The organism is Brevundimonas sp. 'scallop', assembly GCF_011045535.1.
GTDB lineage: Bacteria > Pseudomonadota > Alphaproteobacteria > Caulobacterales > Caulobacteraceae > Brevundimonas > Brevundimonas vesicularis.
In genome coordinates, this window is the sequence record NZ_CP039382.1 from 2363014 (window position 1) to 2384111 (window position 21098).

Annotated in this window: 19 protein-coding genes; 7 read left to right on the top strand and 12 right to left on the bottom strand. The window is 67.9% G+C overall.

All coding sequences use genetic code 11. From position 1 onward, the window contains the following. Positions 1-41: 41 nt before the first annotated feature. Positions 42-923, top strand: a complete 882-nt coding sequence (hemF, locus tag E4341_RS11865; protein ID WP_165118733.1) for an oxygen-dependent coproporphyrinogen oxidase — start codon at positions 42-44, stop codon at positions 921-923. Here hemF and E4341_RS11870 read toward each other — a convergent pair. After that, complete coding sequence (locus tag E4341_RS11870; RefSeq protein ID WP_165117494.1) at positions 920-1795, bottom strand: LysR family transcriptional regulator; 876 nt, start codon at positions 1793-1795, stop codon at positions 920-922. The genes hemF and E4341_RS11870 overlap by 4 nt on opposite strands. Positions 1796-1874: 79 nt before the next feature. Here E4341_RS11870 and E4341_RS11875 point away from each other — a divergent pair, with 79 nt between their 5' ends. Next, positions 1875-2933 carry a YeiH family protein gene (locus E4341_RS11875; protein WP_240893673.1) on the top strand — a complete coding sequence of 353 codons (1059 nt, stop codon included), beginning with the start codon at positions 1875-1877 and terminating at the stop codon, positions 2931-2933. Here the strand turns inward: E4341_RS11875 and E4341_RS11880 are convergent. Both E4341_RS11880 and rlmJ read right to left on the bottom strand, forming a co-directional pair. Further along, positions 2930-3661: a type 1 glutamine amidotransferase gene (locus E4341_RS11880; protein ID WP_165117496.1), complete on the bottom strand. Its 732-nt coding sequence runs from the start codon at positions 3659-3661 to the stop codon at positions 2930-2932. The genes E4341_RS11875 and E4341_RS11880 overlap by 4 nt on opposite strands. Positions 3662-3683: 22 nt before the next feature. Further along, on the bottom strand, positions 3684-4499 hold the full coding sequence (gene rlmJ, locus E4341_RS11885) for a 23S rRNA (adenine(2030)-N(6))-methyltransferase RlmJ (protein ID WP_165117498.1): 816 nt from the start codon (positions 4497-4499) through the stop codon (positions 3684-3686). A gap of 91 nt (positions 4500-4590) precedes the next feature. Between rlmJ and E4341_RS11890 the strand changes: the two genes are divergently transcribed. Next, the gene (locus tag E4341_RS11890) at positions 4591-4935 is read left to right on the top strand and encodes a hypothetical protein (protein WP_066550731.1); all 345 of its coding nucleotides are present in this window, start codon (positions 4591-4593) and stop codon (positions 4933-4935) included. Further along, positions 4935-5957 carry a DNA topoisomerase IB gene (locus E4341_RS11895; RefSeq protein WP_165117500.1) on the top strand — a complete coding sequence of 341 codons (1023 nt, stop codon included), beginning with the start codon at positions 4935-4937 and terminating at the stop codon, positions 5955-5957. The genes E4341_RS11890 and E4341_RS11895 overlap by 1 nt, the downstream gene beginning before the upstream one ends. Positions 5958-5974: 17 nt before the next feature. Here E4341_RS11895 and tdh read toward each other — a convergent pair whose 3' ends face one another. From tdh to E4341_RS11935, 8 genes are all read right to left on the bottom strand, one after another. After that, positions 5975-7015: an L-threonine 3-dehydrogenase gene (gene tdh, locus E4341_RS11900; RefSeq protein ID WP_199059180.1), complete on the bottom strand. Its 1041-nt coding sequence runs from the start codon at positions 7013-7015 to the stop codon at positions 5975-5977. A gap of 117 nt (positions 7016-7132) precedes the next feature. Further along, a complete protein-coding gene (locus E4341_RS11905; protein ID WP_165117502.1) occupies positions 7133-8323 on the bottom strand; it encodes a glycine C-acetyltransferase in 1191 nt (396 codons plus the stop codon). A 42-nt stretch (positions 8324-8365) separates the two neighbouring features. Next, positions 8366-9280: a DUF4232 domain-containing protein gene (locus E4341_RS11910; protein WP_165117504.1), complete on the bottom strand. Its 915-nt coding sequence runs from the start codon at positions 9278-9280 to the stop codon at positions 8366-8368. 52 nt (positions 9281-9332) lie between these two features. Further along, on the bottom strand, positions 9333-9755 hold the full coding sequence (gene mce, locus E4341_RS11915) for a methylmalonyl-CoA epimerase (protein WP_165117506.1): 423 nt from the start codon (positions 9753-9755) through the stop codon (positions 9333-9335). Beyond that, complete coding sequence (gene scpA / locus E4341_RS11920; RefSeq protein ID WP_165117508.1) at positions 9752-11911, bottom strand: methylmalonyl-CoA mutase; 2160 nt, start codon at positions 11909-11911, stop codon at positions 9752-9754. Before scpA ends, mce begins: the two co-directional genes overlap by 4 nt. After that, on the bottom strand, positions 11908-13287 hold the full coding sequence (locus E4341_RS11925) for a methylmalonyl-CoA mutase family protein (protein WP_165117510.1): 1380 nt from the start codon (positions 13285-13287) through the stop codon (positions 11908-11910). The genes scpA and E4341_RS11925 overlap by 4 nt, the downstream gene beginning before the upstream one ends. 160 nt (positions 13288-13447) lie before the next feature. Continuing rightward, positions 13448-15427 carry an acetyl/propionyl/methylcrotonyl-CoA carboxylase subunit alpha gene (locus E4341_RS11930; protein WP_165117512.1) on the bottom strand — a complete coding sequence of 660 codons (1980 nt, stop codon included), beginning with the start codon at positions 15425-15427 and terminating at the stop codon, positions 13448-13450. A gap of 8 nt (positions 15428-15435) precedes the next feature. After that, positions 15436-16971: an acyl-CoA carboxylase subunit beta gene (locus E4341_RS11935; RefSeq protein ID WP_165117514.1), complete on the bottom strand. Its 1536-nt coding sequence runs from the start codon at positions 16969-16971 to the stop codon at positions 15436-15438. On the opposite strand from E4341_RS11935, the gene E4341_RS11940 reads away from it, so the two are divergent. Genes E4341_RS11940 through E4341_RS11950 form a run of 3 tightly spaced genes read left to right on the top strand, consistent with a single transcriptional unit; the run spans position 16970 to position 19569 of the window. Further along, positions 16970-17107: a hypothetical protein gene (locus tag E4341_RS11940; RefSeq protein WP_165117516.1), complete on the top strand. Its 138-nt coding sequence runs from the start codon at positions 16970-16972 to the stop codon at positions 17105-17107. The genes E4341_RS11935 and E4341_RS11940 overlap by 2 nt on opposite strands. Then, positions 17100-18524 carry a short-chain fatty acyl-CoA regulator family protein gene (locus E4341_RS11945; protein WP_165117518.1) on the top strand — a complete coding sequence of 475 codons (1425 nt, stop codon included), beginning with the start codon at positions 17100-17102 and terminating at the stop codon, positions 18522-18524. The genes E4341_RS11940 and E4341_RS11945 overlap by 8 nt, the downstream gene beginning before the upstream one ends. A gap of 7 nt (positions 18525-18531) precedes the next feature. Next, positions 18532-19569 carry an oxidoreductase gene (locus E4341_RS11950; protein WP_165117520.1) on the top strand — a complete coding sequence of 346 codons (1038 nt, stop codon included), beginning with the start codon at positions 18532-18534 and terminating at the stop codon, positions 19567-19569. Here the strand turns inward: E4341_RS11950 and pyk are convergent. Then, entirely contained in the window at positions 19566-21011 is a 1446-nt protein-coding gene (gene pyk, locus E4341_RS11955; protein ID WP_055753148.1) for a pyruvate kinase, read from the bottom strand. The genes E4341_RS11950 and pyk overlap by 4 nt on opposite strands. Between the last annotated feature and the right edge of the window lie 87 nt (positions 21012-21098).

The window sequence follows — 21098 nt, forward strand, 5'->3', positions numbered from 1 at the left end:
GTCCGGATGACGCCGCCGCCGCGACGTGGTTCAAGCGCGCCATGAGCGACGCCGTCTTCTCCGATCCGCTCGACCTGAAGAAGGTCGAGACCCGCGCCTGGTTCGAACATCTGCGCGACCGCATCCATGCCGCCTTCGAGGCGTTGGAGGATGCCGCCCCCGCCGACCTGTTCCCTGGCGAGCCCGGTCGCTTCGTCCGCACCGCATGGGAGCGGCCCGAGGGCGGCGGCGGCGTCATGGGCATGATGCACGGTCGCCTGTTCGAAAAGGTCGGCGCACACGTCTCGACGGTGCATGGCGCCTTTCCCCCCGACTACGCCAGGACCGTGCCTGGCGCCGACGTCGATCCGCGCTTCTTCGCGACGGGGATCAGCCTGATCTGCCACCCCGTCAGCCCGCGCATTCCAGCCGTGCATATGAACACCCGCTTCATCGCCACGACCAAGAGCTGGTTCGGCGGCGGCGGCGACCTGACGCCCGTGCTGATGGCGGATCGTCGTCAGGATCACCCCGACACCGTCGCCTTCCACGCGGCCATGCAGGCCGCCTGCGACGCCCACGACCCGACCTGGCACGCCAAATACAAGGCGTGGTGCGACGAGTATTTCTATCTGCCCCACCGCAAGGAGCCGCGCGGCACCGGCGGCGTCTTCTACGACCATCACGACAGCGGCGACTATGACCGCGACTTCGCCTTCACCCGCGACATCGGCCTGGCCTTCCTGGACGTCTATCCCCGCATCGTCGCCGGCCGCATGGCCGAGCCCTGGACGGCCGAGGAGCGCGAGGAACAGTTGATCCGCCGGGGCCGCTACGTTGAGTTCAACCTGCTCTACGACCGCGGCACCATGTTCGGGCTGAAGACGGGAGGCAACGTCGACTCGATTCTGTCGTCCATGCCGCCGGTGGTGAAGTGGCCCTAGCCCATCGCCTCGACGAACACGTCGCCGGCCCGGCTGCGATACCGTTCGCGGTGTCGTAACAGGCGGAACGGCCGCTCGGGCAGGGTGAAGGGCGCCGTCACCAGCCGTCCGGCCGCCACCGACGCATAGGCCACGCTTTCCGACAGCGCCGTCGCTCCCGCCCCCGCCTCGGCCGCCGCCAGCACGGCTTCGTTCGACGGCAGGGTCATCGATACCGACAGCGTCGCAGGATCGACCCCAATGTCCCGCACCGCCGCCTCCAGCGTCGATCGCGTGCCCGAGCCGACTTCCCGCAATACCCACGGCTGGCCCGCCAGATCCTTCGCCTCCAGCCGACGTCGCGTCGCCCACGGATGGTCCGGCGTCACCAGCACGGCCAGCCGATCCGACCCCACCTGGATCTGCGACAGGGCCGGCTCGTCCACGGCCCCCTCGACCAGGCCGATCTCGGCGGCGCCGCTCAGCACCGCCTGAGCCGCCTCGCGCGTGTTGCCGATCTCGACGGCCAGTTCGACACCAGGATAGGCCGTGTGGAAATCCACCAGCCGGCGCGGCAGCCAGTAGCTGGCGATGGTCTGGCTGGCGAACACCGCCAGACGCCCGCGCCGCAGGGCGCTCATGTCCGCCAGCGCCGCCTCGGCCGCCGCAGCCCGCGCCAGCACCGCCTTGGCCTCGGGCAGGAAGGCGCGGCCGGTCTCGTTCAGCACCACGCCACGCCCGACCCGGTCGAACAGCCGCACGTCATGCTCGGCTTCCAGAGCTGCCAGAGCGTTCGACACCGCCGACTGCGTCAGGTTCAGAGCCCTCGCCGCCGCCGTCACATGGTCACGCTCGGCGACAGCGACGAAGATACGCAGGCGTTCCAAGGTCACGATTGATCTCCAAATCGGATTGAAACGACCATAACTATCCGTTGGACCGCCGTCGAGGGCAGGCGCATCACGCTTGACGATGAAGTCCGCCGCCCTGCCCGCTCCCCTCCACGCGCCCACTTTGGCGTCGGTGACGGCGTTCGGGCGCACGATCCGGCCCGGCGTCATGCTGTGCCTGCTGGTCACTCTCGCCGCCATCGGCCTGACAAGCATCGAGCGCGACGCGATCGGCCATGTCTGGCTGGAGCCGCTGGTGCTGGCGATCCTGCTGGGCGCCGCCGTCCGCACCGCCTGGACGCCCGATGCGCGGTTCAAGGCCGGGATCGACTTCTCCGCGAAGACCCTGCTGGAGGTGGCGGTGGTGCTGCTCGGCGCCTCGGTCAGCGCCGCCACCCTGTCGTCGCTCGGCGTTGGCTTCGTCCTGGGCATCTTCGCCCTGGTCGCGCTTGCCATCGTCGTCAGTTTCGGCGTCGGTCGCGCCCTGGGCCTGAACCCACGCATGGCCCTGCTGGTCGCCTGCGGCAACGCCATCTGCGGCAACTCCGCCATCGCCGCCGTCGCCCCCGTCATCGACGCCGACGGGAAGGAAGTCGCCGCCTCCATCGCCTTTACCGCCGTGCTCGGCGTGATCGTTGTTCTGGCCCTGCCCCTGCTGGGCGGCTTGATCCATCTGAACGGCCTGCAATACGGCGCCCTGGCCGGTCTGACCGTCTATGCGGTGCCGCAGGTTCTGGCCGCCGCCGCGCCCTTTGGCGCGGTGGCCACTCAAACCGGCACGGTGGTCAAGCTGGTGCGGGTGCTGATGCTGGGCGCCGTCATCCTCGCCCTGTCGCTGATCTTCCGCGACCGCACGCCCGGCGCCGCAAAGCCCGGGCTGTCGCGCCTGCTCCCCTGGTTCATCATCGGCTTCCTGTTGATGATCGGCCTGCGTTCGTTTGACCTGATCCCGCAGGCCGCGCTGGCGCCCATGGCCGCCGCCTCCAGCCTGCTGACCGTCGTGGCCATGGCCGCCCTGGGTCTGCAGACCGACATCCGCGCCGTCGCCCGTGCCGGCGGCCGCGTCGTCGCCGCCGTCATCCTATCGCTGGGCGCCCTGGTGGTGCTGGCGCTGCTGCTGATCCGGCTGCTGGGCCTCTAGATCCCGCTGCCGTAGTCCTCGACCGGCGGCGGGGTCAGCAGCAGGAAGGCGCGGATCCAGGCCGTCAGCACGGCCCGGTCGTTGGGCCGCTTCAGACTGTCGATCGCCTGATCCGCCACATCGTGCGGGATGCGCGCCCCGCGCCGTCCCTCGATCAGGGCCGCCGCATAGTCCGGCTGAAACTCCGGATGGCACTGGAACGAGATCGCATCGTCGCCCCAGGCCAGGCCGGCGTAGGGCGTGAACCCGCTGGACGCGATCACCCGCGCGTCGTCCGAAACCGCGACGACCTGATCCTGGTGCGACACAGGAATGGCGATCGTTCGCGCCCGCGGATGCATCCACGGCGCATCCTCACGCACGTCATAGCGGTGCAGCCCCACGCCCCAGCCCTTGTGCGACTTCTCCACCACCCCGCCGAACGCATGGGCCAGCGCCTGATGCCCGAAACAGATGCCGACCAGCCGCGTCCGCCCTCGCGCCGCCCGCAGCCAGTCGATCAGCTGCGGGATCCACGGCAGGTCATCATAGACCCCCGCCGCCGACCCCGTGACGATGGCCCCTTGGAAGACGGTCGGATCCTCGGGCAGTTGCCCCGACTGCACGTCGAACCGCGTCGTCGGCACGCCCTCGCCCAGCAGGGCCCGGAACCGCGCCGGATAGTCGTCGAAATCGTCCTTCAGATGCTCCGGCGGGTGCCCGGTTTCCAAAATGGCGATGCGCGTCATGCCACCAACCTAGTGACTGCGGTCAGAAGGTCCAGACCTCGGCCCGTCCGCCCGCCTCGCCAAGCGCCCCGGCGACCCAGCCGCAAATCTCGGTCGCGGCCGCTTCCGCGCCCGCCGGCGGATTGACCACCACCATGGCGCAGCCGTTCATCTTCATGGGATTGGTCAGCGGCCTCAGCCGCGCTTCGGCGACCAGGGTCGCCCCCGCCTTGCCCTGCAGCCGCCGGATAAAGCCGTCGAAGGTCTCCAGATCCTTCAGCGGCGTCCAGATGGCCACCGTCGCCGTTAGATCGCGCCTCACCACCGAAATCGCGGTCTCGGCCGAGCGAATATAGTCGTCGGGCTTTTCGAACGGCGGGTCGATCAGGACCAGCGGCCCGCGCGCCTTAGCCGCCTCCGCAGTCACTGCCGCATAGCCGTCGCCCTCGCGCGCCTCGGCGTTCGCTCGCCCCGCCAGCGCCTCAGCCAGCAAGGCCCGAACCGGCGGGTTCAGCTCGAACCCGACATAGCGACCGCCGGGGGTCAGCGCGTCCGCGATCAGCAACGGCGACCCCGGATAGAACCGCGCGCCCCCATCGGGGTTCAGCGCCGCCACCTCGGCCGCCAGCGCGTCCATCAGCGGCGTCCGCCCCCCGGCGGACATCAGCCGCGCCACGCCGGCCTCGGCCTCCTTGGACCGCGCGCCGTCGCCCGACAGATCGTACAGCCCCGCCCCAGCATGGGTGTCGAAGACCGTCAGCGGCCCGGCCGCCTGCCGCGCTTTCACCAACCACAGCACCAAGGCGTGCTTGACCAGGTCGGCGAAGTTTCCGGCGTGAAAGCTGTGGCGATAGTTCATGCCGCCTCGTCTCGCGCCCGGCCCGCGCGGTCAAGCGGAACTCGCGCGCCAGACACGGCGTTCGGCCCAAGTCCTTGTACGGAAAGATGCGATGGCCGCCAAAACCACCCTCACCGACGCGCAACGCAAGCCGCCCAAGGGGGTCGCGACCCAGGCCAAGCGTGGTCTCGACCTGCGCGACAAGCACGACCGGGGCGGCACCGAGGTCGGCGTGCGCCGCGCCCATCAGTTGGCGGATCAGAAGCCCGTCTCGGACAAGGACATCAAGGACATCTACAGCTACTTCGCCCGCCACACCGTGGACAAGGACGGCAAGGGCTGGGGCAGCCGCACCGATCCTTCGGCCGGCTATATCGCCTGGCTGCTGTGGGGTGGCGATCCGGCCGAGCGCTGGATCAAACGGCTGCATGACCGTCTCGAAAAGGCGAACGGGTGATGGCCGACGGATCGCACGCCTTCGACATCGCCGCCGAAGTCCCTCAAGGCCTCAGCTATTGCAGCGACGAGTTCGCGGGCCTGACCCGGCGCCGCGCCGGCAAGGGTTGGTCGTATCGCGACGCCAAGGGCAAGACCGTTACGGACGCCAAGACCCTGGCCCGCATTCGCGCCCTGGCCATTCCGCCCGCCTGGACCGATGTCTGGATCTGTCCCAAGGCCAACGGCCATATCCAGGCGACCGGCCGGGACTTGAAGGGCCGCAAACAATACCGCTATCACAACGACTGGAGCACGGCCCGCTCCGAGAATAAGTTCGACAAGCTGCCGGCCTTCTCGCGCAACCTGCCGAAACTGCGGGAGAAGGTCGAACATGATCTGGCTCTTCGCGGCGTCTGTCGCGACAAGGTGCTGGCGACCGCCGTACGCCTGCTGGAGATCACCCTGATCCGCGTCGGCAATTCCATCTACGCCAAACAGAACCGCAGCTACGGCCTGACGACCCTGCACAAGCGCCACATTGATGTCGACGGCGCGGCCCTGACGTTTGAGTTTCGCGGCAAGAGCGGCAAGGATCACAGCGTCAGCGTCAAAGACCGGCGCCTAGCCAAGGTCGTGCGGCAGCTGGAAGGTCTGCCCGGCCAGCAACTCTTCAAATACCGCGCGGCCGACGGCGCGCTGTGCCCGGTCGATTCCGACGACGTGAACGCCTACATCCGCGAGGCGATGGGCGAGCAGTTCTCGGCCAAGGACTTCCGCACCTGGGCCGGCACCGTCTCGGCGGCGCGGGCGCTGCGCGACACCGAGGCCCCGACCTCGCCCACCGACGCCAAGCGAAAGATCACCGTCTGCGTCAAGGCTGTCGCCGGCCTCTTGGGCAACACCCCCACCGTCTGCCGCGCCTCTTACGTCCACCCCAAGGTCTTCGCCCTGTTCGAAAGCGGTGAAATCGGCAGGGCCTTGCCGGGATCGGAAACCAAGGGGTTCGAAAAGGCGCTGATCAAACAGTTGCTCGCTGTTTGATCAGCGGTACTCGTCTCTCAGGCCGCTTTATCCCAGTCCAGCACGACCTTGCCCGATTGGCCCGACTTCATGGCTTCGAAGCCTTCGCGGTAGTCGGCGTAGCCCAGGCGGTGCGTGATCAGCGGGCTGAGGTCCAGGCCGGCTTTCAGCAGGCCCAGCATCTTGCGCCAGGTGGTGAACATCTCGCGGCCATAGACGCCCTTGATGGTCAGGGCCTTCAGAATGATCGCGCCCCAGTCGGTTTCCATCGGCTTGCCGGGAATGCCCAGCAGCGCCATGCCGCCGCCCATGATCAGGGTGTCGACGCACTGTTTGAAGGCGATGGGCGAGCCCGACATCTCCAGCGCCACGTCGAAGCCAACCTTCAGGCCCAGTTCCTTCATGACATCGTGGATGTCTTCCTTGGTCGTATTCACGGTGCGAACGCCCGGCGCGACCTTCTGCGCCAGCTCCAGCCGGAAGTCGTTGATGTCGGTCAGGACCACGGTGCGCGCGCCCGCGTGGCGGGCAACAGCGGCGGCCATCATACCGATCGGGCCGGCGCCGGTGACCAGCACATCCTCGCCCAGCAGGTCGAACTGCTGGGCCGTGTGAACCGCATTGCCGAACGGATCGAGGATCGAGCCGATCTCATAGGGCACATCGTCCGGCAGCTCGATGACGTTGAAGGCCGGGGCCACCACGAACTCGGCGAAGGCGCCCTGACGGTTCACGCCAATGCCGCGCGTCTTGGGGTCCAGGTGGAAATGGCCGGCGCGGGCGGCTTCCGAGTTCAGGTCGATGACGTGGCCCTCGGCCGAGACGCGCTGGCCGATCTTCAGCGGCCGATCCACGTCCTTGCCGATGGCGACGATCTCCCCGGCGAACTCGTGGCCGGTGATCATCGGGGTCGGGACGTTCTTCTGGGACCATTCGTCCCAGTTCCAGATGTGGATGTCGGTGCCGCAGACGGCCGTGCGATGGACGCGGATCAGCACATCTTCCGGCCCCGCTTCAGGGATCGGGGCGTCGATCAGTTCCAGGCCGACGCCGGGCGCGGTCTTGGCCAGAGCCTTCATCGTGTCGGTCATAGTCTCAACTCCCTGAAATCGTGGCCTCGGGTTCATCCCGAAACCTGCGGCTGAGGCCCCACGCCTCCTCGCCGCTTGGTCTTCGTCGATGGCGGGCGAAAGGGGCTAAATGACGCCCAGTTCCCGGCCCGCCTGAGTGAACACTTCAACCGTCCGGTCGATCTGATCGAAGCTATGCGCCGCCGACATCTGTGTGCGGATGCGGGCCTGGCCACGCGGCACGACGGGGAACGAGAACCCGATCACATAGACGCCCAGCTCCAGCGCCCGCGCCGCGAAATCCTGCGCCAGCTTGGCGTCGCCCAGCATGACCGGGATGATCGGATGTTCGCCGTCCAGCAAGGTGAAGCCCGCGTCAGACATGGCCCCGCGATAGCGATGGGCGTTGGCCGACAGGCGGGTGCGCAGGGCGTCGCCCTCCGACCCTTGGGCGATGCGGATGGCCTCCAGGCTAGACCCGCACACGGCCGGCGCCAGGGCGTTGGAGAACAGGTAGGGCCGCGCCCGCTGTTTCAGCAGTTCGACCACCGACTTCTTGGCGCAGATGAAGCCGCCCATGGCGCCGCCCAGGGCCTTGCCGAAGGTGCCGGTGACGAAATCCACCTCGACACCGTGATGGGCGAACGAGCCCTTGCCTTGCGGGCCCAGGAAGCCCGTCGCGTGGCAATCGTCCACCATGATCAGGGCGTCGTATTTGTCGGCCAGCGCCCGGATCTCATCCAGCTTGGCGATGTAGCCGTCCATCGAGAAGGCGCCGTCGGTGGCGATGACGATGTCGCGCGCGCCCGCCGCGCGGGCCTCCTTCAGACGGCTCTCCAGCTCGTCCATGTCGGAGTTGGCGAAGCGATAGCGTTTGGCCTTGCACAGCCGCACCCCGTCGATGATCGAGGCGTGGTTCAGGCTGTCGGAGACGATGGCGTCGTTCTCGCCCAGCAGCGGCTCGAACAGACCGCCGTTTGCGTCGAAGGCGGCGGCGAACAGGATGGCGTCCTCGAAACCGAGATAGCTGGCGATGGCCGCTTCCAGTTCCTTATGAATCTCCAGCGTGCCGCAGATGAAGCGGACAGAGGCCGTACCCGCCCCCCACTTCTGTTGCGCCGCGATCCCGGCCTGCGTGACGCGCTCGTCGCCGGCCAGGCCAAGATAATTGTTGGCGCAGAAGTTCAGCACGTCGCGTCCGGCGACCTGGATCACAGGCCCCTGGCGCGAGGCGATGATGCGTTCGGGCTTGGTCAGGCCCTGGGCGTCGATCTCGGACAGTTCGCCGGCGACGCGGTCGTAGAAGCTCTGGGTCATGAGCCGCGACCTACGCCGATTTTCGATCGGTTTCCACCCGCCTCAGGTCGCCGGTGCCGGGTTGGCCTCGGCCCGGATCGGACTGACGCGGATGCGGCCGCCGCAGGGGCTGAACGAGAACGGCAGGCTGACGGCGGCGGTGTCGCTGGGCGCCGTGACCTTTATCGTGGCCGCGTCGGGACAGGTCTTTTGCATGGCTTCGTTGGGCACGACGCTCCAGGCCATTTCGAAATAGGCCTTCGCCCGGGGTGCCAGCTCGACGGGCGTCGGGGTCTGACCTTGGCGGAAATAGCTTCCGGGACTCTGTTCGGCGCGGATGGACGACAAGGTGCGTCCGCGCGCGTCCTGTAAGGTCACGGTGGGGTAGCCGGTCAGGCTGCAGGCCTGGGTTCCGATATTCTGAAGACTGAAGTTGCTGACCCGATTTCCCGCACCCGCATCGCCGTCGCCTGCCGCCAGCGTCAGTTGCGGCCCCTTGCAGGGCAGCGCAGCCGGCAAGACCCCACCGGTCACCTCAGTCGGCGTCTGACCCGGCGTCGGCAGCGGTCCGGGCGTCGCATCAACGCCGGGGATCGGTCGCGAGCAGCGCTCCAGAACCGCGACGCTGGTCGTGCCGTCCGGCCCCAGTCGGCTCAGCGTGCCGCTCTCCTGTCCATCACGCGTCGCCGTCCACCATTCCACCCCGCCGCCGACATAGCGCGCGCCGCTGGCGGCCTGCACCGAACGCAAGGCATAGGTCTGGTTCTGATGGGTCAGCTTTGCGTTGTCGCTGTCGATGTACTGGACCTGAAGCGTCGCGGCGCTTTCGCAGGCATAGCCGACCGAGGGCGCATTGGATGCAGGCGCAGCCGCTGGCTCGACCGGCGCGGCGGGCTGTTCCGGCTCGGTGCGAGAGCAGGCTGCGGCACCTGTCAGGGCGGCGATGGCAACGAATGCGGTCAGGCGGTGCGACATCATGTCATGTCCTCTGGTTTCGCCTTCAACGGCCCAACGTGACCAAAGGCTCCGCTTAATGCCCCGCTTTTGGCGTCTCCATCAGCTCGATCAATACGCCGCCCATGTCACGCGGATGCATGAAGACGACCGGCGTCCCGTGCGCCCCGATGCGCGGCTCGCCCGTGCCTAGGATTGTCACGCCCTTGGCCCGCATCTCAGCGACGGCGGCCTGGATGTCGGCGACCTCGAAACAGACGTGGTGCTGGCCGCCCTTAGGATTCCTGGCCAGGAAGCCGACGATGGGGCTGGTCTCGTCATAGGGTTCGATCAGCTCGATCTGGGCCGTCGGCGTATCCACGAAACAGACCTTCACACCTTGCGCCGGCAGGTCGAACGGCTCGCCGATCTTCGTCGCGCCGAGGATATCGCGATACAGTTTGATCGAGTCGGCGATGGACGGCGTGGCGACGCCGACGTGGTTCAGGGCGCCGATCATGACTTGTCCTCGTCAGGGGCGGGCTGGGCGTAACCCAGACGCTGGTTCAGCTTCTCGATCAGGTCCACCGCCGTATCGGCGATGGCCGAACCGGGCGGATAGACGGCGGCCGCGCCCATATCGAGCAGGGGCTGGACGTCGGACGGCGGGATCACCCCGCCGACCACGATCATGATGTCGGGCCGGCCCAGTTTCTCCAACTCGGCCTTCAGCTCGGGCACCAGCGTCAGATGCCCGGCCGCCAGCGATGATGCGCCGACCGCGTGAACGCCCTTCTCGACCGCTTCCTGAGCAGCCTCGGACGGCGTCTGGAACAGGCTGCCGGCCGTGACGTCGAAGCCCAGATCGCCGTATCCGGTCGCGACGACCTTCTGGCCCCGGTCGTGCCCGTCCTGCCCCAGTTTGGCGATCAGGATGCGCGGCGGCCCGCCGTCATTCTCGACGAAGGTCGCCACCATCTCGCGGGCGCGGGCGAAGCGGGCGTCTGCCCCCGCCTCCTTGGCGTATACGCCCGACACGGTCTGGACCGTCGCCACGTGGCGGCCGAAGGCGGCCTCCAGCGCGTCGGAGATTTCACCTACCGTCGCCTTGGCGCGGGCGGCCTGAACCGCCAGTTCCAGCAGGTTGGCATTCCCGCGCGCCCCCTCGGTCAGGGCGTTCAGCGCCGCATCGGTCGCCGCCTGATCCCGCTCGGCGCGCAGGCGCTTCAGCTTGTCGATCTGGGCGGCCAGCACCGCCGCATTGTCGACCTTCAGCATCGGAATGTCGTCGACGACGGGGTTCAGATATTTGTTCACCCCCACCACCGTCTGCTGGCCGGTGTCGATCCGGGCCTGGGTCTTTGCGGCGGACTCCTCGATCCGCAGCTTGGGGATGCCGGCTTCGATCGCCTTGGCCATGCCGCCCAAGGCCTCGACCTCGGCCATATGGGCGCGGGCGCGCTCGGCCAGCTCGTGCGTCAGCCGTTCGACATAGAAGCTGCCGCCCCAGGGGTCGATGACGCGCGTCAGCCCCGTCTCCTGCTGCAACAGGATCTGGGTGTTGCGCGCGATACGTGCCGAGAAGTCGGTGGGCAGGGCCAGGGCCTCGTCCAGCGCATTGGTGTGCAGGCTCTGCGTCTGGCCGCCCGCCGCCGCCATGGCCTCGACCATGGTGCGGGGCACATTGTTGAACACGTCCTGCGCGGCGAGGCTCCACCCCGAGGTCTGGCAGTGGGCGCGTAAGGACAGCGACTTGGGATCGACCCCGCCCTCTTTCCTGACCGCCTCGGCCCACAGCAGGCGGCCGGCCCGCATCTTGGCCACCTCCATGAAATAGTTCATGCCGATCGCCCAGAAGAAGCTCAGGCGCGGCGCGAACCGGTCGATCGGCATCCCCGCCGCGACGCCCGCGCGCAGATACTCGATCCCGTCCGCCAGGGTGTAGGCCAGCTCGATATCCGCCGAGGCTCCCGCCTCCTGCATGTGGTAGCCGCTGATGGAGATCGAGTTGAACTTCGGCGTCTCCTGCGCCGTCCAGGCGAAGATGTCCGCGATGATCCGCATCGAGGGCTCGGGCGGATAGATGTAGGTGTTGCGAACCATGAACTCCTTCAGAATGTCGTTCTGAATGGTCCCGGTCAGCTTGGCGTGCGGCACGCCCTGTTCTTCCGCCGCGACGACATACAGCGCCAGGATCGGCAGCACCGCCCCGTTCATCGTCATCGACACCGACATCTGGTCCAGCGGAATCCCGTCGAACAGGGTCCGCATGTCGTAGATGCTGTCGATGGCCACGCCCGCCATGCCGACGTCGCCCTTCACCCGGGGGTGGTCCGAGTCATAGCCCCGGTGCGTCGCCAGGTCGAAGGCGATGCTCAGCCCCTTCTGACCGGCCGCCAAGTTGCGGCGATAGAAGGCGTTGGACTCCTCGGCGGTCGAGAAGCCGGCGTATTGCCGGATGGTCCACGGATTGCCCGCATACATGGTCGGATACGGACCGCGCACGAACGGCGCGAACCCCGGCAGGCCGTGCGGGTGATCCAGCGCGTCCGTGCTGTCGGGACCATATGCGGTCTCGACCGTCAGCCCCTCGGGCGTCAGCCAAGGATCGCGCGTCGGCCCCTGCCCGGTCGCATCGAGGTTCAGGGCGATCTTGCTGAAGTCGGGGAAAGTCATTGAGCCGCCTCCTCGAAGGCTGCGGCAAACCGGATCGGCGTTAGTGGCTCGCAGACCCGTTCGACCGCCACGGCCGCCTCATCGCCCGCCTCGACCGGCGCCGGCCGCACGTCCGCATCGACATATTTGGTCACGCCGATGATCTGCGCCGCGCCGTTCGTCAGCGCGGCCTCGCGGATCTTGCGGGCGCGGGCGATGCGGGGCTGGATGATCGAGCCCTTGAGCGCTTCGACCAGACCGCCCTCGGCCTCGATCATCTGGAACTCGGCCCAGCCGGCCTCCGCCAGGTCCCGCGTCCGGGCGTCCAGATACCAGGAGCCAGCGGCCGGATCGTCGACCCGGCCCAGATTGGCCTCCTCCATCAACACCAGCTGGGTGTTCCGCGCCTGTCGCCGCGCAAAGGCGTCTGACGTTCCGGAGGCGCGGGTGAAGCCATCCAGCACCACCACGTCCGCCCCGCCGACCGCGCCGGCGAAGCCGGCCGCCGTCAGCCGCAGCAGATTGGGCCAGGGATCGCGCGCCGACAGCATCCGCCGCGACGAGCGCGCCTCGATCACAGCCGGAACGTCCACGTCGAACGCCTTCGCCAGGCTGGCCCAGATCAGCCGCATGGCCCGAACCTTGACCAGGCTGTCGAAATATTCCGCATCGACCGACAGGCCGACGACGGTGCCGCGCAAAGCCGCCTCGACCGACATCCCGGCCTCCACCGCCGCCTTCGCATGGGCCACGACGCTGGACGCCGCAAAGGCCAGCTCCTGCGCCGCCGATCCACCCGCCTCGTGTGCGACCCGGCCGCTGGCCAGGAAGAAGGTCGCGTCGGGATAGGCGCCCGCATGACGCGCCGCCGTATTGGCCGCCAGGCTCAGATGCTCTTCCACAGAACGCGGGGCGCCGCCCGCCTCGGCGAAGGCCGAGACCGGGTCCATATGAAACCGCAGCTGGGCGCGCGGCGAGCCCTTGGCGACGACCGCCAGGGCGTTGGCCGCATCCGGCCCGTCGATCCCGGCGTCCAGCGCGACGGGCGCCAGCTCCAGCGCCACGCCTTCCAGCGCCCGGCTGAGCGGCGCGGAATCCGACAGCACCCTGCCCTTTAGCACCACCGAGGCCGCGCCGTTCTCCAGATCGGTCAGGACGGCGGCGTTGACCGCCTCGGCATCGTCGCCCTCCACCAGCGTCCGCAGATCCCAGGCCCGGCCTTCGGAGTCGGACGGGCGCGGGGCGAAGATCGGCTGCACGCCCGTCGCGCCCGCGTACAGCGGCCGCGTCACCAGTTGGTCGGCGTCGAGATGCATCAGCGCCTCGATTGGCCGATCCTTCAGCGCCTTCTGGGCCGCCTCGCGCCATTCGAGGGGAGTGGGGATGGGAAAGCTCATGCGAGCCCCTCCCCGCCGGTGCGGCGTGAAGAGCCCCTCCACCGCTTCGCGGTCCCCCTCCCCGCCTCGCGGGGAGGAGACGCATCACCGTCCTGTCTCCTCCCCATGAAATGGGGAGGTGGATCGACGCGCAGCGGCGAGACGGAGGGGCTCTGCCGCATCACCCGAACTCCACCAGCACATCGTCCGCCGCCACCGGATCGCCGTCCTTGGCCCCCACCGCCTTCACCACCCCGTCGCGCTCCGCCTTCAGGATGTTCTGCATCTTCATGGCCTCGATGATGGCCACCGTCTCGCCGGTCTTGACCTCCTGACCCACGACCACCGGGATCGAGACCACCAGACCCGGCATCGGCGACAGCACCATCTTGGAGGTGTCCGCCGCGACCTTCTCCGGCAGGCGCGCATACAGTTCGGCGACGTGGGGCCGCAGCACCCGCACCCGCGCCTTGGCCGCACGGTGGCGGATGTCGAAGCCGTCGGCGACGCGTTTGACCTCGGCGGTGAAGGGCTCGCCGTCCAGATCGGCCTTGAACTGGGCCAGACCCGGCCGCCAGTCGATGTCCGACAGGCGGATGTCGGCCCTGCCCGTCAGGGTCAGGATCATCTCCTCGTCCTCGTCATAGGACAGGCCGACGCCGTGCGGCGTCTTGTCGATCATCACGATCCAGTCGGTGCGGTCCGACGGATCGCCGTCCTGTTCGGCGATGACCTCGTGCATGGCCAGGGCCGAGGCGATCAGGATGCGCTCCTGTGTCTGCGTCGGCTTCAGACCGTTAAAGCCGTCCGGGAATTCGTCCTTGATATAGCTGGTCGACAGTTCGCCCGACTTGAACCGGTCCTGATCCATCACCGCCGCCAGGAAGGGCACATTGTGGCCCAGGCCCGACAGGTGGGTGTCCTCCAGCGCGCGGGCCATGCCCTCGACCGCCGCGTCGCGCGTCTCGCCCCAGGCGCACAGTTTGGCGATCATGGGATCGTAGTACATGCTGATCTCGTCGCCCTCGCGGACACCGGAATCGTTCCTGACCGTATAATCCCCCTGATCGCCTTCTTCGGGTTGCTCGTAGCGAACCAGCCTGCCGATGGACGGCAGGAAGCCGCGATACGGATCCTCGGCGTAAATGCGGCTTTCGATCGCCCAGCCGTCGATCTTCAGGTCCTTCTGCTCAAAGGCCAGCGTCTCACCCCAGGCCGAACGGATCATCTGTTCGACCAGATCGACGCCCGTAATCAGCTCCGTCACCGGATGCTCGACCTGCAGCCGGGTGTTCATCTCCAGGAAGTAGAAGCTCTTGTCCTGACCGGCGACGAACTCGACCGTGCCGGCCGAGTCATAATTCACCGCCTGGGCCAGGGCGACGGCCTGCGCCCCCATGGCGGCGCGGGTGGCCTCGTCAAGCAAGGGGCTCGGCGCCTCCTCGATGACCTTCTGGTTGCGGCGCTGGATCGAGCATTCGCGCTCGAACAGATGGACCACATGGCCGTGCTTGTCGCCGAGCACCTGGATCTCGATATGGCGCGGATCGACGATGAACTTTTCGAGGAAGACGCGGTCGTCGCCGAAGGCGTTCAGCGCCTCGGCCTTCACCGCCGCAAACCCCTCGGCCATGTCGGCGTCCGAATGGGCCACGCGGATGCCCTTGCCGCCGCCGCCGGCCGAGGCCTTGATCATGATCGGATAGCCGATCTCGTTGGCGATCCTGACCGCCTCGTCCGGCGTCTCGATCAGCCCCATATGGCCCGGCACGGTCGAGACCCCCGCCTCGGCCGCCAGCTTCTTGGAGCTGATCTTGTCGCCCATAGCCTCGATGGCCTCGGGGTTCGGGCCGATGAAGGCGATACCCTCGTCCCTCAGCCGCCGCGCGAACCCGGCGTTCTCGCTCAGGAAGCCAAAGCCCGGATGCACGGCCTGGGCCCCCGTCTGGCGCACCGCCTCGACGATCTTGTCCGCCAGCAGATACGACTGCGCCGCCGGCGCCGGCCCGATCAGCACCGCCTCGTCGGCCATCTCGATCGCCAGCGATCCGGCGTCGGCCTCCGAATAGACCTGCACCGTCTGGATGCCCATCTTGCGGCAGGTCTTGATGATCCGAACCGCGATCTCGCCCCGGTTGGCGATGAGGATTTTGGAGAACATGTCTGAGCCTACAGCGGAATGTTGTCGTGCTTCTTCCAGGGGTTCTCCTGGACCTTGTTCTTCAGCGTCCGCAGGGCCTTCACCAGACGCCGCCGCGTACCGTGCGGCATGATGACGTCGTCGATATAGCCCAAGCCCGCCGCCACGAACGGATTGGCGAACCGGTCCTTGTACTCGGCCTCGCGCGCGGCCAGGGCGGCCGGATCGCCGGCCTCCTTGCGGAAGATGATCTCGACCGCCCCCTTGGCGCCCATGACCGCGATCTCGGCGGTGGGCCAGGCGTAGTTGACGTCGCCGCGCAGGTGTTTGGAACTCATCACATCATAGGCGCCGCCATAGGCCTTGCGCGTGATCAGGGTCAGTTTCGGCACGGTTGCCTCAGCATAGGCGAACAGCAGCTTGGCCCCGTGTTTGATCAGGGCGCCGTACTCCTGCTTGGTCCCAGGCATGAAGCCCGGCACATCCACCAAGGTCACCAGCGGAATGTCGAAGGCGTCGCAGAAGCGCACGAACCGCGCGGCCTTGCGGCTTGAATCGATGTCCAGCACGCCCGCCAGCACCTGGGGCTGGTTGGCGACGATCCCGACCGTCTGGCCGTCCAGACGCCCGAAGCCGGTGATGATGTTCTTGGCGAAGTCGGCCCCGATCTCGAAGAAGTCAGCCTCGTCCACCACCTTCAGGATCAGCTCCTTCATGTCGTAAGGCTGGTTCGGATTGGCCGGGATCAGGGTGTCCAGCGACGGCTCGTCCCGCTCCGGCTCGTCATAGCTTTCGCGCACCGGCGGCTTTTCACGGTTCGACAGCGGCAGGAAGCCGATCAGGCGGCGCACCTCCGACAGAGCCTCAAGGTCGTTCTCGAACGCCCCGTCCGCCACGCCAGACTTGCCCGCATGGACCCGCGCGCCGCCCAGGTCCTCGTGGCTGACCACCTCATTGGTGACCGTCTTCACCACGTCGGGTCCGGTCACGTACATGTAGCTCGTGTCCTTCACCATGAAGATGAAGTCGGTGATGGCCGGTGAATAGACGTCGCCGCCCGCGCACGGCCCCATGATCACGCTGATCTGGGGAATGACGCCGCTGGCAAGCGTATTCTGCAGGAAGATGTCGGCGTAACCCGCCAGACTTTCCACGCCTTCCTGGATCCGCGCGCCGCCTGCGTCGAACAGACCGACGATCGGCGCCCCGGTGGTCAGGGCCATCTTCTGCAGCTTGACGATTTTGGCCGCATGGGCGCCCGACAGGCTGCCGCCGAAGACGGTGAAGTCCTTGGAAAAGACATAGACCAGCCGTCCGCCAATCGTGCCGCGCCCCGTCACCACCCCGTCGCCGGGGATGCGCTGGTCCTGCATGCCGAAGTCGTGGCTGCGGTGCTCGACGAACATGTCGGTCTCCTCGAAGGAGCCCTCGTCCAGCAGCACGTCGATGCGTTCGCGCGCCGTCAGCTTGCCCTTGGCGTGCTGGGCGGCGATACGCTTTTCCCCACCGCCCAGTTTGGCGGCGGCGCGACGGCGCTCCAGTTCTTCAAGGATGGCTTGAGTCATGATGGATCTTCGCCTCTCGTTCAAAGAACGCGTGGCGCCTTCATCGCAAAATGGCAAACGCAACTTTGCAAAAAGTGTGGAACTGCGCGAGCTTGCAAAGGATAGAGATATGATCTGCAAAGTTGCGAATGGCTGAGAAGCTTTTCCTGGGCGCCAAACTGCGCAAGCTGCGCGAGGCGCGCGGCTGGACGCTGGAGGCCTGCGCCGAGCGGCTGGGCCTGTCGCCGTCCTATCTGTCGCAGATCGAGACCAACCAGCGCCCGGCGACCGCGCGCGTCCTGATCGCCCTGACCCGCGCCTTTCATGTGGACGCCAGTCTGTTCGATCTGGAGGGCGACGCCCGCCTGATCGCCGATTTGCGCGAGGCGACCACCGACATTGCGGGTCAGGCCGAACCGCCCACGGCCGCCGAGCTGAAACAGGCCGTCGCCAACACCCCGCGTCTGGCCCGTCAATTCCTGGCCCTGCACCAGACCTTCCGCCGTCTGGACGAGCGGGTGAAGGCGCTGGACGACACCCTGGGCCGGGACGAACACGGCGCCAGTGTCGCCCTTTTGCCCTACGAAGAGGTGCGCGACTTCTTCCACTATCGCGACAACTACATCGACACGCTGGACACGGCGGCCGAGGCGCTGGCGACGACGCTGGTGCAGGACGGCCAGATCGAGCGGGCGCTGGAGGCGGCGCTGAGCCAGTCGCACGGCGTCCGCGTCGCCTATGTCGCCGGTCAGGAGGCCCTGCGTCGCTACGATCCCGCCAGCCGCGTCCTGACGCTGGACGCCTGGCAGCCCGGCGCGACGCGGTCGTTCCAGCTGGCGCACCAGCTGGCCCTGCTGTCCTTCCGCGATTTGATTGAGGCCGAGCTGGATCAGGCCGCGTTCCGCACGGACGCCGCACGCGACGTGGCCCGGGTCGGTCTGGCCAACTATGCGGCCGGCGCCCTGCTGCTGCCCTATCGCGCCTTCCTCGAGGCCGCGCGCGAGGAAAAGCACGACATCGATCGGCTGCGCACCCGTTTCCAGGTCAGTTTCGAACAGGTCTGCCACCGGCTCTCGACCCTGCAACGGCCCGGCTGGCGCGGCGTGCCCTTCTATTTCGCTCGCGTGGATATGGCCGGCAACATCACCAAGCGCCACAGCGCCACCCGCTTCCAGTTCGCTCGCTTTGGCGGCGCCTGCCCGCTGTGGAACGTCCACGAAGCCTTCGCGGCGCCCGACCGGATAGGGGTGCAGCTGGCCGAGATGCCCGACGGATCGCGCTACATCTCCATCGCCCGCAGCGTGTCCAAGCCCAGCGGCTCCTACCTCGCCAACGACCGACGCTACGCCCTGTCGTTGGGATGCGAGGTCGAACATGCGGGCGCCCTGGTCTATGCCGCCGGTCTGGACCTGAACGGCCCCGCCGCCCGGATCGGCGTCAGCTGCCGCATCTGCGAGCGCACCGACTGCACCCAGCGCGCCTTCCCGCCCTTGGACAGGACCCTGCACGTGCCGGAGAATGAGCGCGGCGTGGTGCCCTATGTGCTGGATGGCCCGCGCCCCGACCGCTATTGATCGGGGCATGACCTCACACGCACCCATCGGCGTCGCCGTCGTCGGCTACGGCCTGGCGGGCCAGACCTTCCACGCCCCCCTGATCGCGGCGACCCCCGGCCTGCACCTGGCCGCCGTCGTCTCGTCCCGGCCCGAAGCGGTCCACGCCGACCTGCCCGACGTCGAGGTCCTCCCCGATCTGGAGGCTGCCCTCGCCCGCGAGGACATCGGCCTGATCGTCGTCGCCACCCCCGACGCCCTGCACGCCGAACAGTCGATCGCCGCGCTGAGGGCCGGCAAGTCGGTGGTGGTGGACAAACCCTTCGCGGCGACCCTGGCTGACGCGGAAAGCGTCGCCGCCGTTGCAGCGTCATCGCCGGGCGTCTTCAGCGTCTTCCAGAACCGCCGTTGGGACGCCGACTTCCTGACTTTGCGCGGCCTGATCGACCAGGGCGAACTCGGCGACGTCGCCGTGTTCGAAAGCCACTACGACCGCTTCCGTCCGACCGTCACCGACCGCTGGAAGGACAAACGTGACGGCGGGGTCTGGGCCGACCTGGGTCCGCATCTGATCGACCAGGCGGTCCAGCTGTTCGGCCCGCCGCTGGCCATCTATGCCGACCTCCAGGCCCAACGTTTCGGCGCCACGGCCATCGACTACGCCCACGTTCTGCTGCGCTATGACCGTCTGCGGGTCATCCTGAACATGAGCCACCTCGCCGCCGAGGCCAGTCTCCGCTACGCCGTCCACGGCACGGGCGGCAGCTTCATCAAACACGGCCTCGACGCCCAGGAGAGCCAGTCCAAGGCCGGCCTGCGTCCCGGCGACGCCGACTGGGGCGTCGATCCTTCGCCCGGCGAACTGACGAAACAGATTGATGGCGAAACCGTCTGCATCACGCCGACGCCCGAGCGCGGCGACTATCCCGCCTTCTACGCCGCCATGCGCGATGCGATCCTCGGCAAGGGCCCGCCGCCTGTCCCGGCCGACCAGGCCTTGACCGTCATGCGCATCCTCGACGCCGGTCTGCGCAGCGGGGCGGAGCGGCGCGAGATCGCGCTCTAGCTCTTCTTGCGGCCCTTCGACGTCGCTGCAGGCGCGTGAGCCAATCGCAGCAGATTGGCCGCGCCCGGCGCACCGAATGGCGTGCCCGCCAGGATCAGGATGCGCTGGCCCGGCTCGGCCAGACCATATTTGACCGCGCTGTTGACGGCGTCGTCCGTCACGGCCTCCAGCGAGTCCGGCTGCTCGCCCAGACGCGGCTCCAGCCCCCAGACCAGGGCCAGTCGGCGCGCGGTGTTGGGATTGGGCGTCAGCACCAGGATCGGCTTCAGCGGCCGCTCGCGCGCCATCCGCCGCGCCGTGCCGCCCAGGGTCGTGAACACCACCAGACAGCCGGTCGAGGGCGCATTCGCCGCCATCCGCGCCGCCCCGACCAGGGCGTCCACATCATGCTCGTCCATGCCGGCGTGTTCGGCGCCCATCAGGCTGGGCCACATCGGATCGCGTTCGACCCGCTCGATGATCCGGCTCATGATGCCGACGGATTCCAGCGGATAGTCGCCCGACGCCGTCTCGGCCGACAGCATCAGGGCGTCCGCGCCCTCATAGACCGCATTGGCCACATCGGTCGCCTCGGCGCGTGTCGGAGCCGGCGCGCTGGTCATGGATTCCAGCATCTGGGTCGCCACGATCACCGGCACCCCGCGATTGCGGGCCGCGCGCACGATCTGCTTTTGCGCCACAGGCACGTCCTCGGGATCCAGTTCGACGCCCAGATCGCCGCGCGCCACCATCACCCCGTCGCAATAGTCGAGGATGGCTTCGAGATCGGCCAGGGCCGCCGGCTTCTCGATCTTGGCCAGACAGGCCGCCTGCCCGTTCACGATCCGCTTCAGCTCGGCCATGTCCTCGGGCTTCTGCACGAAGCTGAGCGCCACCCAGTCCACGCCCATCCGCAGGGCGAAGGCCAGATCCTCGCGGTCTTTGGGCGTCAGGGCCGAAACCGGGATCACCGCCTCCGGCACCGCCACGCCCTTGCGGTCCGACAGTTTCGAGCCGCTCTCGACCGTCACATCGGCCCACTCGTCGGTCCGCTCGCCCACACGCAGCCGCACCCGTCCGTCGTCCAGCAGCAGCAGCATGCCTTTGCGCAGCGCCTTGAAGATTTCGGGATGCGGCATCTGCACCCGCGTCTCGTCGCCGGGCGTCGGGTCCAGATCGAAACGCATGGTGTGGCCCGGCTTGACCGAGATCTCGACGTCCTTGAACCGGCCCAAACGCAGCTTCGGCCCTTGAAGGTCGGCCAACACGCCCAGCGGACGCTGCAGGGCCATTTCGGCGCCGCGCACCGCCTTCAACGCGGCGGCGTGATCCTCATGCGAACCGTGGCTGAAGTTCAGGCGGAAGACGTCCACCCCCGCCTGGGCCAGCGCCTTGACGGTGCTGGGCGCACGGCTGGCGGGTCCCAGGGTGGCGACGATGCGCGCGCGACGGGCTCGGTTCATGACGTTTCCTGTTGGCTCTCTCGGACGGCAAAACGGGGCCGCCTGGGCGATTTCGCCCTCTTCTGCCAACGAAACCCGCGCTGCGTA